Annotated in this window: 13 protein-coding genes; 4 read left to right on the top strand and 9 right to left on the bottom strand. The window is 68.1% G+C overall.

Going from position 1 to position 14,932, the window contains the following annotated elements; all coding sequences use genetic code 11:
• Nucleotide 1 precedes the first annotated feature (1 nt).
• Both ACGFH6_RS11020 and ACGFH6_RS11015 read right to left on the bottom strand, forming a co-directional pair.
• The gene (locus ACGFH6_RS11020; RefSeq protein WP_393382531.1) at nt 2-1,042 is read right to left on the bottom strand and encodes an FAD-binding oxidoreductase; all 1,041 of its coding nucleotides are present in this window, start codon (nt 1,040-1,042) and stop codon (nt 2-4) included.
• A gap of 78 nt (nt 1,043-1,120) precedes the next feature.
• Nucleotides 1,121-2,758: a methane monooxygenase gene (locus ACGFH6_RS11015; RefSeq protein ID WP_131515078.1), complete on the bottom strand. Its 1,638-nt coding sequence runs from the start codon at nt 2,756-2,758 to the stop codon at nt 1,121-1,123.
• A gap of 187 nt (nt 2,759-2,945) precedes the next feature.
• Between ACGFH6_RS11015 and ACGFH6_RS11010 the strand changes: the two genes are divergently transcribed.
• The 4 genes from ACGFH6_RS11010 (at nt 2,946) to ACGFH6_RS10995 (ending at nt 7,653) form a co-directional block, all read left to right on the top strand.
• Nucleotides 2,946-4,646, top strand: coding sequence for a sigma-54-dependent Fis family transcriptional regulator (locus ACGFH6_RS11010; protein ID WP_393382529.1), 1,701 nt, complete (start codon nt 2,946-2,948; stop codon nt 4,644-4,646).
• A 197-nt stretch (nt 4,647-4,843) separates the two neighbouring features.
• On the top strand, nt 4,844-6,709 hold the full coding sequence (locus tag ACGFH6_RS11005; protein WP_393382527.1) for a heparinase II/III family protein: 1,866 nt from the start codon (nt 4,844-4,846) through the stop codon (nt 6,707-6,709).
• A gap of 56 nt (nt 6,710-6,765) precedes the next feature.
• On the top strand, nt 6,766-7,440 hold the full coding sequence (locus tag ACGFH6_RS11000; protein WP_393382526.1) for a VOC family protein: 675 nt from the start codon (nt 6,766-6,768) through the stop codon (nt 7,438-7,440).
• A 75-nt stretch (nt 7,441-7,515) separates the two neighbouring features.
• A complete protein-coding gene (locus tag ACGFH6_RS10995; RefSeq protein ID WP_393382524.1) occupies nt 7,516-7,653 on the top strand; it encodes a hypothetical protein in 138 nt (45 codons plus the stop codon).
• 9 nt (nt 7,654-7,662) lie between these two features.
• On the opposite strand, the gene ACGFH6_RS10990 is transcribed toward ACGFH6_RS10995, so the two are convergent.
• From ACGFH6_RS10990 to ACGFH6_RS10960, 7 genes are all read right to left on the bottom strand, one after another.
• Nucleotides 7,663-9,129: a M81 family metallopeptidase gene (locus ACGFH6_RS10990; RefSeq protein WP_393382522.1), complete on the bottom strand. Its 1,467-nt coding sequence runs from the start codon at nt 9,127-9,129 to the stop codon at nt 7,663-7,665.
• 94 nt (nt 9,130-9,223) lie between these two features.
• Nucleotides 9,224-10,450: a hypothetical protein gene (locus tag ACGFH6_RS10985; RefSeq protein WP_393382520.1), complete on the bottom strand. Its 1,227-nt coding sequence runs from the start codon at nt 10,448-10,450 to the stop codon at nt 9,224-9,226.
• Entirely contained in the window at nt 10,440-10,958 is a 519-nt protein-coding gene (locus ACGFH6_RS10980; protein WP_393382518.1) for a SigE family RNA polymerase sigma factor, read from the bottom strand. Before ACGFH6_RS10980 ends, ACGFH6_RS10985 begins: the two co-directional genes overlap by 11 nt.
• 113 nt (nt 10,959-11,071) lie before the next feature.
• The gene (gene catC / locus ACGFH6_RS10975; RefSeq protein ID WP_393382516.1) at nt 11,072-11,350 is read right to left on the bottom strand and encodes a muconolactone Delta-isomerase; all 279 of its coding nucleotides are present in this window, start codon (nt 11,348-11,350) and stop codon (nt 11,072-11,074) included.
• 3 nt (nt 11,351-11,353) lie between these two features.
• The gene (locus tag ACGFH6_RS10970; protein ID WP_393382514.1) at nt 11,354-12,505 is read right to left on the bottom strand and encodes a muconate/chloromuconate family cycloisomerase; all 1,152 of its coding nucleotides are present in this window, start codon (nt 12,503-12,505) and stop codon (nt 11,354-11,356) included.
• Nucleotides 12,505-13,350 (bottom strand): catechol 1,2-dioxygenase, encoded by an 846-nt coding sequence (gene catA, locus ACGFH6_RS10965; RefSeq protein ID WP_393382513.1) that lies wholly within the window; start codon nt 13,348-13,350, stop codon nt 12,505-12,507. The genes ACGFH6_RS10970 and catA overlap by 1 nt, the downstream gene beginning before the upstream one ends.
• An 11-nt stretch (nt 13,351-13,361) precedes the next feature.
• Nucleotides 13,362-14,930 carry a 4-hydroxyphenylacetate 3-hydroxylase family protein gene (locus ACGFH6_RS10960; protein ID WP_393382512.1) on the bottom strand — a complete coding sequence of 523 codons (1,569 nt, stop codon included), beginning with the start codon at nt 14,928-14,930 and terminating at the stop codon, nt 13,362-13,364.
• Nucleotides 14,931-14,932 lie beyond the last annotated feature (2 nt).

The raw sequence follows: 14,932 nt of genomic DNA, 5'->3' as shown, positions 1-14,932 counted from the left end.
CTCAGACTCCATCGGTAGTCGCTGGGCTGGTGAACTTGTCGTAGAAGACCTGGTCCTTCGGCACGTTGGTTGCCTCCAGCAACGCCAGAGCGGCGTCGACCATCGGCGGCGGACCGCACAGGTAGACCTCGCTGCGGTGCAGCTCCGCCTCCCGCCGCTCGACGATGTCGGTGACGTTGCCCTCCTCGACCACGAGACCGTCCGCGTCCGCGGCCGACTCGGACAGGCAGGCCACGAACTCGAAGCCGGCCAGTTCCGCGCCGAGCTCCTGGATCGCGTCGAGGTAGAACAGGTCGCCCGCGGTCCGGGCGCCGTAGTAGAACCGGACCGGACGGGTGCTGCCGGTCTCCCGCAGGTGCCGGAGGATGGACAGGATGGGTGCCATCCCGGCCCCGCCGGCCACGCACACGACCGGCAGTACGTGCCCGTCCTTCAGCGTGGACGAGCCGTACGGCCCGGTCAGCGACAACTCGTCGCCGACCGCGAGCTCGCCGTCCAGCAGGGCCGAGAACCGGCCGCCCTGGTACTTCTTGATCAGGAATTCGAGGTCGTCCGGCGTCGACTGGGTGGTCGCCATCGAGAACGACCGGTGGTCGTCGGTGCCGGGGATGGTGATGTCGGCGTACTGGCCCGGCTTGAACTCGAACGGCCGCTCGGCCTTCAGCCGGAGCGAGACGATGTCCCGGGTGACCGGCTCGATCGCCACCACCCGGGCGCTCAGCGTCTGGATCGGGACCCCGCCGAGCAGCTCCTCCTCGTCGAAGTTGAGCAGCTCGATCGTGCAGTCGCTGAAGGCGTGTGCCCGGCACAGCAGCACGTAGCCCTCGGCAACTTCGGCGTCGTTGCAGGCGAAGGTCGAGTAGCGCTCCATCTGCAGGTCGCCCTCCAGCACGTACGACTTGCAGGCGGAGCACTGCCCCTCCTTGCAGCCGTGCATCAGGTGGATGCCCTGCCGGAACGCCGCGTCGAGGATCTTGTCGTCCTCGGTGACGTCCATCTCGATGTCGACCGGTTCGAAGCGGATCCGGTGGGTGTCGGCCACGTCGGGGCCTCCTCACGCTCGGTGGAACGACTGGTGGCGACGCTCATCCCCGCGCCGCCACCAGCCGGTTCGGTGGGGTCAGGCGACGGCCTTGGTGCCGTTCGCCTTGTACGCCGCGATGTGCGCCTCGCGCTCGGCGTCGGTCATCTCGTTCAGCAGTACGTTGGGGCTGTTGAACGTGTTGCCGCGGACGTCGTCGAGGGTCCACATCTTCTTCGGGTCGTCCAGGTCCAGGTGCGGCTGACCGATCAGGGTCTTGCCGTCGTCGCGGACGTACCCGAGGTCGGAGACGATGTCGGCCAGGTCCTTGCCGTGGTGCAGCGTCTCCCATTCGCGGAAGCCGGTCAGGCGGCCCATGTTCGGGGTCGGCCGGCCGTCGTACTCACCGCGGAAGGCGACCGCGTCGGTCCAGTAGCACGTCTCGGAGCAGTAGGTGCGCCACTGGCCGTCAACCTTCTCGGTCACCATGTCCTCGTGGATGAGCGCCGGCACCATGCAGGTCCAGCAGCGGTGCGGGTACTGGTAGCCGACGTCCTCGAACGCGATCGGCTTGTTCCGGCCCGGGTAGGCCAGCCGGTTGTAGTTCTCCCACCACTTGCCGTACTTCGAGTACCAGCCCGGGTACTTGTCCTCGAACCACTCGAAGTCCTTGTCGGTCATGGCGTCGATCCGCCAGTAGTTGACCGGCCAGCCGGTGGCGAAGAACCGCGCGACCTCGTGCACGTAACCCTTGTCCACGATCCGCTTCCAGGCCTCTTCGACCAGGTCGTGCGGGATGGTGAGTCCGTACTTCTCCAGCGGCAGCAGGTAGCTGCGGTAGTAGTCGTCGTAGATCCACCGGCGCCACATCTCCGCATAGCTCTCACGGTCCTTACGGCGGTCCTTCGTGCCGTACTCGATGAACGTGCCGATCGCCGCGTCCACGACACAGTGGTTGTTCCACCACGCGTACCGCAGGTCGCGCTCGAGCAGCGGCCGGTTGCGCTCGTCGGCCAGCGCCATCAGCAGGATCGAGTACCCGTTGCTGATGTGCCGCGACTCGTCGGACTGGACCGAGTGGAAGACCGTCGGCAGCAGGTAGTCGCCGTTGGCCGCGGCCTCGTCCGGCATGGCCACGAACAGCGTGTTGGTGAAGGCCGTCTCGGCCACCACGGTCAGGTAGATGTTCGCCGCGGTGATCGCGTCACCGGTGATGAACCCCTCACCGAACTGCCGGCCGATGGTGCCCGCGTAGTTGTTCGCGAACGCCTTCTCGGTCATGTCGAACCCGGCCGGGTCGATGTAGTTGTTCATGTACAGCTTCTTGAGGTTCATCTGGATCGTCGAGTGCCGGACCTCGTCGATCATCTGCACCGCGAGCCCGTTGTGGATCTCCGGGTTCGGTACGGCGTCGATCGCCATCGGCATCGCCCGCGCCGCGGAGATCTCCGGGAACGGGATGATGCTGAGGAACAGCTTCTGCCACTCCAGCCAGCGCTGCTGGACCTGGCGGAACATGTTTCCGCGGATGGCGCCGTCCATGGCGCCGTACACGCGGTTGTCCTTCTCCTCCTCCATCGGGAAGTAGGACCGCATGATCTGCTTCAGCGGGTCCTTCTTCGGCGCCTTCTCGAAGGTGTAGTCAGTCCCGAACCGGGTCGCCGGAGTGGCGAAGGTGGGCTCCCACGAGAGTTCGGTGATCTTGGCATGCGCCTTGGTGAGACTCTGCCTGCTCAATGTCTGCCTCCAGGGTCGGGAGCCGGCTTCTGCCCGGCTCCAGCGGTACGGCTGAGCTGCGTTCCAGGCATGAAAGCCGGACCGGTGGGGGCGTTTTGTCTCAATGTGAGACGCGAGTCACAAGCTTGCCAATTACCGTTGGTCGTGTTCTTCTCTCGAAGAGTCAAGCGAGCGGAAGGAGCTGACCATGGCCCCCAGACCCGCCGTCCGGGACTCCATCCGGATGTCCTGGCAGCGCTCGGAGGCATCCCTGGTCGACGCCGACCGGCCCGCGCCTGCGTACTTCGACGGTCTCGATCTCGGCACCACGCTGGCCCGGGCCGCCCGGCCGGTGATCGACGCCCTGGCCTCGGAGCTGACCAACGAGCCCGTGTGCATCATCCTGACCGATGCCCGCGGCATCGTCCTGGACCGTCGCGGCGGCGACAAGTCACTGATCCGCCGGCTCGACTCCGTCGATCTGGCACCCGGTTTCCGGTACGCCGAGTCCGAGGTCGGGACGAACGGGATCGGCACCGCGCTGGAGGTCGGTGGCCCCATCCTGATCGACGGCGCGGAGCATTACACCGGTGTACTGCGCGGCTTCTCCTGCGCCGGGGCGCCGATCACGCACCCGGTCACCGGCGGCCTGCTCGGGATCCTGGACATCACCACCCAGGCGAAGAACTCCAACGCGATCCTGCTGTCGTTCGCCAAACTCGCGGCCCGGCGGATCCAGGAACGCATCCTGGAGGAGGCGAACGCCCTCGACCAGGCGCTGCTGACCGAGTACTACGCGGTCTGCCGGCACACCGGAGGCTCGGTGATCGCCCTCGGCGACGAGGTCTTCATGATCAACGCCCACGCACAGCAGCGCTTCGACTCCGCCGACCAGGCCGCGCTGATCGACCGGACCCGGGACGCCCGCGGAGGGACCAAGCCGGTCACGTTCCTCGCTGACCTGCCCAGCGGGATCAGCGCCAGGCTGGCGTACCAGCCGACGTTCCTCGGCGACGCTCTGGCCGGCGGGATCGTGCAGATCAAGGAGCAGCGGTCCGGACCCCGCACGACCGGTGGCGGACGAGTCCCGTCGCTGCCCGGCATGACCGGGACGAGCGCGCTGTGGCGGCACACGACACAGGAAGTGCTCGACGCCTGTCGCCGGGCGGAGTGGCTGGTCGCCGAAGGTGAGCCGGGTTCAGGCAAGTTGACTCTGCTCCGCGCGGTCCACGACTACAGCTCGCCGGGCCGGCGGCTCGCGGTGCTCGATGCCGGCGATCAGGATGATCTCCTCGCCTGCGCCACCAGCGAACTGGACTCCGGCTCCGATCTCATCATCCGGAACGCCCACCTGCTCTCCGCGGAGGTCATCCAGGGTCTGGTGGACCTCCTGCAGTCGGTGCGCGACAGTTCGGTGGCGCGCGAGCCGTGGGTCGCGCTGACCCTGCTGACCGGACAGTCGCGCGGCCAGGACGAGCTCGGGACGCAGCTGCTGCGATTCTTCCCGCGGACTGTCGCCGTACCTCCGCTGCGTCATCACCTCGAGGACATCCCGGTCCTGGTGCGGTACCTGCTCGGGCGCGCTGGCATCACCAGCGTGACGGTGTCCGGGGCGGCGCTCAACCAGCTCATGCGGCTCCCATGGGCGGGCAACGTGACGCACCTGCGGAAGGTACTGACCGACGTCGCCCGCCGCCGTCGCTCCGGCGTCGTCGAACTGGAAGACCTCCCCGCCGAGTGCCACGCGACAACCCGCCGGCACCTCACCCGCATGGAGGCCCTGGAGCGCGACGCCATCGTCGGCGCCCTCGCCTCCCACCACGGCGACAAGACCGCCGCCGCATCGGCCCTCGGCATGTCCCGGGCCACCATCTACCGCAAGATCCGCGACTACGGCATCGTCACCTGATCCGGCCGCTACGCCATCACGAAGCCTGCTGAGCTCTCCGAGCAACAACCCCGACCCGATCCCTGCAACCGGAGCAACTAATCCGGGTGGTGGGGACGTCTCTCTTGGTGAGGCGGCGGCGGAGGGGGTCTGGGGTGGGATCGCGGCGGAGGGGTAGTGGGGTTGGGCTGGCTGTTGTCTGTGTGGTGGTTTGTGCGGTGGCGTTCGCTGGGGCGATCAGGGTATTGATGCCTGGCGGGCGGGAGAAGGCGTCGGTGGTGTCGGCGGCGGATGGGACGCCGAGCCCGGTGGCGCCTACGACCCGGTCTCCGTCGCCCAGTGCGGTGAAGTCGACGCCGGTCCCGCGGACCGGGACGTATGCGTGTCCTGGGTTCAGTGGGATCGAGGCGGACGTTCCGTTGCGGATGGTCCTGCGGGATACGTTCGCCTGGGGCAACGAGCCGGCGTACAAGGTCGGTGATGGTTCGGGTGACATCCGCTGGCGGTCCGATCCGTATCACAAGCCCAGTTGGTACATGTGGCTGCATTCGCTGCGGTGGTTGGGACAAGGGATCACGGCGGCCCGGGGCGGCGACCGCAAGGCGTTGACGCACGTGATGGCGATCATCCACGACTGGGTGCGCGACAATCCGTACTCCTGGAAGGGCGATGTCGGTGCCTGGGAGTCCACCATGCATCGCACCAACGTGCTGATCTGTGCCCGGCAGGCCGTCCTTGCCGGTCTGCATGTCCGTCGGCTACCGGCGCAGTACGGCTGGCTCGATCAGTCCCTGCTCGACCACGCGAAGTTCATGACCGAGAACTGGGGCGGACCGTCGAACCACGGCACGGACGAGAGCATCGCGCTGTTCGGCGTCGGCTGCACTCTCGGCCGCGCGGACCTGAAGAACCGCGCTGTCGACCGGTTGACCCAGGCAATCACCACTGCGATCGACGCGCAGGGGTCGACGAACGAGCAGTCCGTCGGCTACGCCATGTTCAACTACCAACTGTGGGGCCGGGCGACGACGGCACTCCAGCGCTGCGGCGCCGACCCAGGACCAGTCATCGAGGAACGGCGACGTGCGCTGGCGGAGTGGATCGCCCTCGCCACCACCTCAGCTGGTGAACTCCCCCAGGTCGGCGACGCGGAACGCCAGAAGCCGCAGGCCGCGGCCGGGACCTCGTTGGAGTACGCCGCCACCCTCGGGGCACGCGGGACGAAGCCGCCCAAGCGGACCGCGGTCTTCGACGCCGGGTACGTCTTCGGCCGGACCGGATGGGGCGAGACGAGGCCGTTCACGCAGGAGTCGACGTACAGCATCCGGTTCGGGCCGGCCCGCCGGTACCACGGGCACGACGACCACATGTCGATCACCTACAACTCGCACGGCCGCGACATCCTGATCGACCCGGGCCATCCCGGATACCAGCTCGACAAATGGCAGGAGTGGACCAGGAGCCAGGCATCCCACAACGTGATGACGATCCCGTCGGCCCAGGGCGCACCCGTCGAGACGAAACTGGTGAGCGCGGCGATGACACCGACCTCGGAGTACTACGAGTTCCGCGACACCCCCGCGGCCGGGGTGGAACGGACCAGAGATGTTCTCGTACTGAAGGATCCCGATCTGATCGTCGCGCTGGACCGCGGCAAGTCGGCCGGCAGTGAGCGGTACGAGACGTTGTGGCACCTGCCGCCGGGCCAGAAGGTGACCGTGCAGTCCCCGACCACCGCGGTCGCCGCGAAACCTGGTGACGGCACGAAGACGTACTTGCTGCAGATCCCTTACGGGCAGGGGCTTCCGGCCGACGCGATCACGGTCGAGCAGGGCAAGCAGGATCCCGTCCAGGGCTGGTACTTCCCCGACATCTTCCACCGCGTGCCGGCACCCGTGGTCAAGTTCAACCGCAGTGGATCGACCGCATCGATCCTGTCGGTCGTCGTACCTGCCGCGGGCACCGAGAAAGTTGCCTTCAGCACCAGAACCGTGGGATCCATGCTGCTGGTCGACCTGACCGTCGGCGCGCGGCAGACCACGGTCCGGGTGACGCCGAACGGTCGCCTCTCGCGCATCCGCTAGGCCGGATCCGGTCAGCGCTCATGGCGTCATTGGTAAACGTTTGCCATGATGGTCGGGTGATCTATGAACTGAACCATGTCGGTGGTCGTGTCCAGGATCTGGATGCGAGCTTGGCCTTCTACTCCGGGATCGGCGCCGAGGTGGTCGACCGGTTGTTCATGACCGGTCCGCGGGTCCATCGGGTGCACATCCAGCTGGCGACCGGGCTGGTGGAACTGCTCCACAACGAGGAGGCCGACCCGGACGCGGCGTACGGGCTGAACCACGTCGGGTTCATGACCGACGATCTGGACGCCGACTACGCCCGGCTGATCGGTGCCGGGTACGCCGAGCTCAGCTCGCCGAGGGTGGCGGGGAGTGGGCAGGGCCGGCTCGCGTTCCTGTCCGATCCGAACGGCGTACGGGTCGAGCTTCTCCAGCGGTCCGAGGAGTTCCGGGTCCCGCCGATCACGTCGGGACCGGTCAGCCGGCTGTCGTTCATCGCGCTGGACGCACCGGATCTCGACGCCGCCGTCGAGTTCTACGGCGACCACCTCGGCATGGAGCGGGTGCCGTCCGACGAGGCCGACGCGGCGTACTTCCGGATCGGCGCCGACGCCGTGAAGCTCTGCAAGTCATTGCCACCGGCAAACACCCTCGTCAACCACCTCGGCCTGGCGGTGGCCGAACCACGGCCGGACGCTCACGACCCGGACGGCAACCGCATCGCGTTCGTCCCCGGGTTTCAGTGACCGGCAATCGCTGAAAGCGAACTGAAAGCCCGGTCTGGGACTCTCACTCCCTGAGCACGTCGGGCAGGGGGATTCGTGAAGCGACCGTCATTCGTCGAGGCCGCGCTGGCACTCGCCCGCTCCTGGCTGGCCCCCACCGGCCCGGAGCGGGACACCCCTCCTCCGGCCGACGCGAACGGCGGCCGGCCGGAGGAGGACGACGTACGTCGTTGATGCCAGCGGTCAGATGATCTCGGGGGTGAGGTCCGGGTCGGGCATGTCGGGGTCGAACGGGAACATCGGGCGCTCGATGCCGTGGTGGCCGAGGCTGAGCAGGTCCTGGTTGACACCGCCCGGGGTGAGGGCGAGGAGCCAGTCGGCGGCCATCGCGTACAGCTCGGGCTCGAGATAGCCGATCTTCACGATGACCAGATCAGCGTCGCGCGGCGCCAATCCAAGGGCGACGAAGTCCGACTCGATGTGGTACGGCTTGCGGCGCATGGTCACGATGACGTGCAACCCGCCGACCGCGAGCGCCACCGCGCCGGCGGCCGTGTCGAGTCCCGTCACTCGACCGGTCAGCGCGACCGGACCGCACGGCTCGGAGTCGATCTTGCCGCCCACCTCGACGCTGATCGTCGCGCCGACGCCTGCCTCCATCGCCGCGGTGGTCACCTCGGGGTCGACGATCGCCGCGTAGATCGTGGTCAGTTCGGACTCGGTGATCGCCGGCGTGCGGAGCAGCTTGTCCAGGGTCCACGAGGTGTCCCCCGCCCCGCCTGCCGTCGGGTTGTCGCCGGAGTCGCTGATGTAGAACGGCCGGGCGGTCGACGCGAGCGCCTGGTCGAGGCACTCGGCGAGCGTCCCGGTCGGCGCGACGAACTCGAACTTGTCGTGCGCGTCCCAGTAGGCGTCCGCGAGCCGCTTCGCCTGCGCGGTGATGACCTGCTCGTCGTCACCCATCACCACGACCGCGGCCTGACAGCGTGGCTCGTCCGCCCACGCGTACCCGACCCAGATCGCCGCGTCCAGTACGCCGTCCATCGCCTCGACCTCGTCGACCTGCGCGTAGATGCTCTTGGCCGGCTCGATCCTGGTGCTGGTCTTCTCCCCCGGCAGCAGCACCGGCACCTGCACCCACGCCTTGAGCGGCCGGCCTCCCGAGCGCAGCCGTGCCACCAGGTTGCGCGCCGCGCGTTCCTTGGTGTCCCACGCGTCGGTGTGCGGGGCCTTGCGGTAGCAGGTGGCCAGGTCGAGCAGCCCGATCAACTCGCGCGACATGTTGCCGTGCAGATCCATCCCGGTCGAGAGAAGTACGTCGGGACCGACGATCCGGCGGATCCCGGCGACGAGGTCGGCCTCGATGTCGGTCCGGCCGATCACGCTCATCGCACCGTGCATGTCGACGAAGACGCCGTCCAGCTGCCCCGCCTGTCCCAGCCGCTCGTAGATCTCCGCCGCGAGTTCGTCGTACACCTCTGGTACGACGGGACCGCCCGGGACCGCGCGGGCGTGCAGCAGCGGCACCCACTCGACGCCCTCGGTCAGCGGCTTGCCCGGCGCGAGGAAGTCGTACCGGCCGAGCAACTCGTCGCCGCGGGTCACGTGGAAATCGTCCAGCCTGGTCCGGTGCGGCGAGAACGTACTCGACTCGATCGCGATCCCCGCAATCCCGATCCGCAACCGCCCGGACTCCGCTGATGAGCTCACAGAATTGCTCCTTCGTGTGTACGACGCTGCCTTCGCACACAATTCTGCGCTCTCGACCCCCGCTGATGCGAGGCCGAGAGCGCAGACGGGCCGGTCAGTGCGGGAGAGCTGTACCGGCGTCGTACCAGTTGGCCGGGTTGGTGGGGTTGACCGGCAGGGTGAGTGACTCGGCGATCCTGCGGAGCTGGGTCTTGTCGGGGTGGTTCCCGAGGGCGCGGACGGTGATGGACAGGCCCTTGCCCTCGAGGCGGAGGACGTTCGGGGCTCCCGGCTGGGCGAGCGGCGGCTTGCCCTTCTCCGTCGTGACGATCATCTTGTCGGCCGAGTACCAGGCTTTGAAGCCGTGGATGGTCAGGTCGGCCGGGAGAGTGTCCTCGTGCCGGGTCTGCTGGTTCCAGAACTTGTCGGTGCTGTACCGGATCTCGAGGTCCTCGCCCGGCTGCGGCTGGGGGCCCCACAGACTGCCGGTCTTCGGCCAGGCCGGGTCGGGCTTGAGGCCGGTCCGCGGGTTGCCGTCGCTGAACACGACGTCGAAGGAATGCCCATCGCCGGTGAAGTTCGCCGTCTTGTCGACGACCCGCTGCGTGTGCAGTCCACTCGGCACGTAGCCGATCTTGAACGGCGCGGTCAGCGGTTGGGGGGTGGCCTTGATCGACTTCGCCACCGCCACCGCGGTCTGGCTGTCGGCGTCGTACGGCGCGTCGATCTGCGGCACCGCGCGGGTCCCGAGCTCCTGCTGCTTCTCACAGCTGAGCAGCGCCCAGATCCCCTTGGCCGGCTGCCAGGCGACCGACGTCATCGGGCGGACCGGCACCGACGTCATCGCGTACCCGACCGGGAACGGCACGATCGGCTCACCGTTCGGCATCGTGATCAGACGCCCGGCCAGCCCGTTGAGGTCGATGCGGGGGCTGTCCGACGGGATCTTGCCCGGGTTGAAATCGCCGTTGCGGTGCAGTGTCAGCAGGCACCATGAGGCCCACGGACTGCCCACTCCGGCCAGTTGGTAGACCTGCCGGTTCGCCTCGTAGGCACGCGGGTTGACGATCATCCCCTTCGGCGCGGTCAGCGTGACCCAGTTGGTCCAGGGAGAGCCGGCCTGCTCACCGGCCGGCTGGGTCGTGGTGTCCCGCAGGTGGTCGACCAGGATCGGGCCGCCGACGGCCGCGGCCGCCGTCGCCATCACGGTGGCCAGGACCAGCGCCGTACGACGCCGCCGCGGCGGACGGTCAACAGGCAGATTGTCGACAATCGGGCTGCGGTCGGGAGCCGTCGCCGCGATCCGGTCGAGCGCGTTCCGGAGATCTTCCTCAGTGCGCATTGATCACTCCGTGGGGTGCGGTGGTGGCTGGGGATGAGGGGCCGAGTTCGATCCGGAGTGTCGCGAGTGCCCGGGAGGCGTACGAACGCACCGTGGTGGGTGAGCAACCCATCGTTTCCGCGATCTCGGCGTCGGTCAGGCCGCCGTAGTACCGCAGCGCGAGCACGGTCCGCTGCCGGCGCGGCAGCTTGGCCAGCTCGGCGACCAGCTCGTCCTGGTCCGCGAGCCGGGCCGCGTGGTCCGGCTGCTGGCGGTCCGCGTCCGCCCAGATCTCCGGGCGTGGCACGAACCGGGACCACTTCCGGCGCCAGGACAGGTACTCGTTGACCACCATCCGGCGCAGGTACGCGTCCGGCCGTTCGGCCCGCTGGATCCGGTCCCAGTGCCGGTGCGCCTTGATCACGGTGTCCTGGACGAGATCCTCGGCCAGGTGGCCGGACCCGCACAGCACGGTCGCGAACCGCAGCAGGTCCGGCGCGCCTTGTCGCGCCCATTCCTCGAAGGTCACCCTCGACTCCCCTCTCAGGCCGGTTCAGCAACCGGCCTTCCCAGCAAAGACAGCCCCACCTCCTGATTTGCTGCGCGGATCCACCGATTTTCTCTCCGGCCCGGAGAAATCGGTCAGTCGAGCTTCGACGGGTGGTGCGCGAGCGGCGTGACCTGGACCCGCAGGTACGGGAAGAGCGGGAGGCTGGAGAGGAGATCGTGGAGGGTGTCGTTGGAGGGTACGTCGAAGATGCTGAAGTTGGCGTACTCGCCGACGATCCGCCACAGCTGCGGCCAGACACCCGCCCGCTGGAGCTCGAGCGCCCGGGCCTTCTCGCGGGCCACCAGGTCGGCGCGGACCTCGGGATCCAGGTCGGGTGGCAGTGAGACGTCCATCCGGACGTGGAACAGCATGCGTCAGTCCTCCCGGGTCAGGCCGGTACGACGGAGTGCGGCGACGGCATCGTGGTCGAGTTCGACGCCGAGGCCAGGCCCGTCCGGCAGGTGCAGCGAACCGTCCTCGTAGCGCAGCGGCGTACGAAGAATTTCTTCGGCGAAGAGCTTCGGCCCGAACAGTTCACTCCCCCACGTGACGCCGGGGGCAGCACAGGCCAGGTGAAGAGAGGCGGCCGTGCCGATGCCGGTCTCGATCGACGTACCGCCGTGACACGGGATCCCGGCAGCGGCGGCGATCGCGACGACATCCCTGGCCCGGCGCAGCCCACCGACCTTGGTGGTCTTGATCGACCACACGTCGGCTGCCCGCAACCGCACGAGCCGCAACGCATCGACCGGCGTACGCAGGCTCTCGTCCGCCATCACCGGGATCGGCAGCAGTGCGTTGAGCTCCGCCAGTGCCTCCACCTGCTCCCCGGGCACGGGCTGCTCGATGAGCTCGACACCGGCCGCGGCGAGACGAGGTAGGTAGGTCTTGGAGGTGCTCAGATCCCATCGTGCGTTGAGATCCACGCGGACGCCGGACGATCCGCACAGCTTCTCCGCGATCGCGCAGACCCGGCGGGTGTCGGCCTCGGGATCGAGGGCACCCATCTTCAGCTTGAAGGTCCGGTGCTCACCGGACTCCAGCTTGGCGAGCGCCTCCTCGACCACGACGTCCTCGGGTTCCGCGCCGAGCGCCCAGGTCACGCCGATACTCGTCCGCGCGAGCCCGCCGAGCAGCGTGTGCAGCGGGAGTCCCAGCACCCGTGCCCACGCGTCGTGCAGGGCGACCTCGACCGCGGTCTTGGCGTAGAGGTTCGCGTTCACGTGGTCGGCGATGTCCTGCCACACCTCCTCGATCCGGTCGACGCGCTTCCCCGGCAGCAGCGGGGCGACGTACGTGTCGAGGGTGACCTTCATCGACTCGACCGACTCACCGCCCCACCACGGCCCGCCGGGGACGACACCTTCGCCCACACCGACAACCCCGCCGCGGGTGTGGACGAAAGCCAGCAGGACCGGTTGGGCCGTCATCGTGACGCGGGCGAACTTGTGCGGCCGGCGCAGCGGTACGTCGATGATGACGGTCTCGAGCCGGTCGATGACGAGATCGTCGTCCGAGCTGGGCATCACGCCGGTTCGAGTTCGAAGTCGTACGACGCCCGCCGCGCACCGGTGCCGTCGTCGGCCGGGTCGAGGATCAGCTCCGGCTTGGTGGCCTCGGCGACGTCGGAGTCCAGCCACTCACCGCCGGCGAAGTACAGCTGCGTTGTGATCGTGCGGTGCCCGTCGGCGCGCACCATCAGATGCAGATGCGCGGGGCGCCAAGGATGCCACCCGGCGGCCTCGATCAGCTTGCCTGTCGGCCCATCGGTCGGGATCTGGTACGGCGCCGGCTGCACGGTCCGGACCGAGAACTTGCCCTCGGCATCGGTCTCCACCACGCCCCGCAGGTTGCCGAGCGGGATGTGCGGCGCGAAGCCCGAGTAGTAGCCGTCGGCATCGGCATGCCAGATCTCGACGTCCGCGCCGGCCAGCGGCGTACCGTCGAGATCGCGGACCTGACCGGACAGCACCAGCGGCGCACCCTTCTCGTCCGGCCGGTGCGGCAACTCGCACTCTGCCGGCAGCCGGGTCTGGTCGGGCAGGTAGTACGGCCCCAGGATCGAGCCCTTGGTCCCGTGCTGCGCGTCGGCCGCGACCTCCTCGACGACGTGCTCGACGAAGACGTCCATGAACAGCGGCCACTCACCGACCTCGCCGACCTCCATCAGCCACGCCTTGGCGGCCTGGAACTCCGGATAGGTGACGTGATGCTCCTTGATCGCGGCGTGCACGCCCTGCAGTACGGCGGTCACGACCGCGCTGACGCGTTCGGGGGAAGCGTGGGCGTCGTTACGCTCCTTGGCCCTGAAGTTCGAGCTCGCGCTGGCGCCGGAGCCGGCGGCGGTCGGGGAATCCTGCATGGTGGTCATGATGCTCTCCTTCAGCGGTTCAGGATCCGGCTGACGTCGGTCGGGTTGATCAGGTCGGGGACGGTCCAGCCGTCCAGGTCGTACTCGTCGAGCATGGTCTCGGCGAAGCCCTTCATCGCCGCGGTCTGGCCCTGCGCCTCGGCGGCGAACAGGATCTCGGCCTTGACGTTCTCGTGGTTGCCCGAGTAGTTCCGCTCGTACAACTCGTGCCGGCCGCCGAACTCGGTGCCGACCGAGTCCCACAGCGCCTTCATCAGCTTGGTCCGCTCGACCGCGTCGTAGCCGTTCGAGCCGCGCACGAACCGGTCCAGGTACGGGCGGACTTCGGGGGTCTTGAAGTCGACCGCGTTGGAGTTCAGGTAGATCAGGCCGGACGCGACGTCCTGCTGGATGATCTCCTTCACCCGCGGGTAGCCGCTGATCATGAACTGGCGGTAGATCAGGCCGTAGTCCAGCTTCGGCAGCACACTGCCGTTCGGCCCCTCGTCCGGGTTGAGCGCCATCGCGTCGGCGAGCGCGCGGAACAGGTTGCGCCAGCCGATCACCTCGCCGGCCCGGGTCTGCACACCGCGGAAGTCCTTGCTGCCGGTGCATTCGAGGGCCTTGAGCAACAGTCCGGCGATGAAGTCGAGTTTCACCGACAGCCGGATGCAGCCGTGGAAGGTGAACCGCGGGATGAACCCGGACTGCGGGAAGAACCCGTTGATCTTGTCCACGTCGCCGTACAGGAAGATGTTCTCCCACGGCACCAGCACCTTGTCGAAAACGAAGATCGTGTCGTTCTCGTCCAGCCGGCTGGACAGCGGGTAGTCGAACGGGCTGCCCATCACGTCGGCCTGCATCGTGTACGACGGCCGGCAGATCAGCTTCACGCCCGGGGAGTTCATCGGCACCGTGCAGATCAGCGCGTACTCCTTCTTCTTGATCGGCAGGCCGTAGTGCGCGATGAAGTTGTAGTTGGTGATCGCCGAACCGGTCGCCACCACCTTCGCGCCGGACACGATCACGCCGGCGTCGGTCTCCTTCTCCACCCGCATGAAGATGTCGCCGGCCTCGTCCGGCGGCAGGTTGCGGTCGACCGGCGGGTTGATGATCGCGTGGTTCCAGTACAGGACCTTCTCCTGCGACTCCTTGTACCAGCGCTTCGCGTTCTCCTCGTACGGCGCGTAGAACTCGGTGTTGCCGCCGAGCGTGCCGAGGAAACTGGCCTTGTAGTCGGGGCTGCGGCCCATCCAGCCCCAGGTCTGGCGGGCCCAGTGCTCGATCGCGATCCGGTCGCGCTGCAGGTCGGCGGAACTGTGCGGCGTGCGGAAGAACGGATGCGTGTAGCCACCGTTGCCGGTGTCGGTCGGGACCGTGATCTTGTCCTTGGTCGCCGGGTCGTGCAGAGCGTCGTACAGGCGGGCCGTCATCCGGGTCGGGTTACGGAACGCGGGGTGTTCGGTGACGTCCTTGACGCGTTCGCCGTAGATCCAGATCTCGCGGTCGTCGCGGATCGAGTCGAGGTACTCGGCGCCGGTCATCGGCCGGGTCGTCGGTGCGGCATCCGACGCGACCGGGGAGGCTGTGGTCGTGGTCATGG

The organism is Kribbella sp. NPDC049227 (genome assembly GCF_043197265.1).
In the GTDB taxonomy this organism is placed as follows: domain Bacteria; phylum Actinomycetota; class Actinomycetes; order Propionibacteriales; family Kribbellaceae; genus Kribbella.
This window is presented reverse-complemented; position numbering and strand designations above follow the sequence as displayed.

Bases quoted from the DNA above. Each gene is read 5' to 3' on its own strand.
- catC (WP_393382516.1), bottom strand. From the start codon at position 11,350: ATGCTGTTCCACGTCCGGATGGACGTCTCACTGCCACCCGACCTGGAT.
- catA (WP_393382513.1), bottom strand. From the start codon at position 13,350: ATGACCACCATGCAGGATTCCCCGACCGCCGCCGGCTCCGGCGCCAGC.
- ACGFH6_RS11010 (WP_393382529.1), top strand. From the start codon at position 2,946: ATGGCCCCCAGACCCGCCGTCCGGGACTCCATCCGGATGTCCTGGCAG.
- ACGFH6_RS10985 (WP_393382520.1), bottom strand. From the start codon at position 10,450: ATGCGCACTGAGGAAGATCTCCGGAACGCGCTCGACCGGATCGCGGCG.
- ACGFH6_RS10970 (WP_393382514.1), bottom strand. From the start codon at position 12,505: ATGCCCAGCTCGGACGACGATCTCGTCATCGACCGGCTCGAGACCGTC.
- ACGFH6_RS10960 (WP_393382512.1), bottom strand. From the start codon at position 14,930: ATGACCACGACCACAGCCTCCCCGGTCGCGTCGGATGCCGCACCGACG.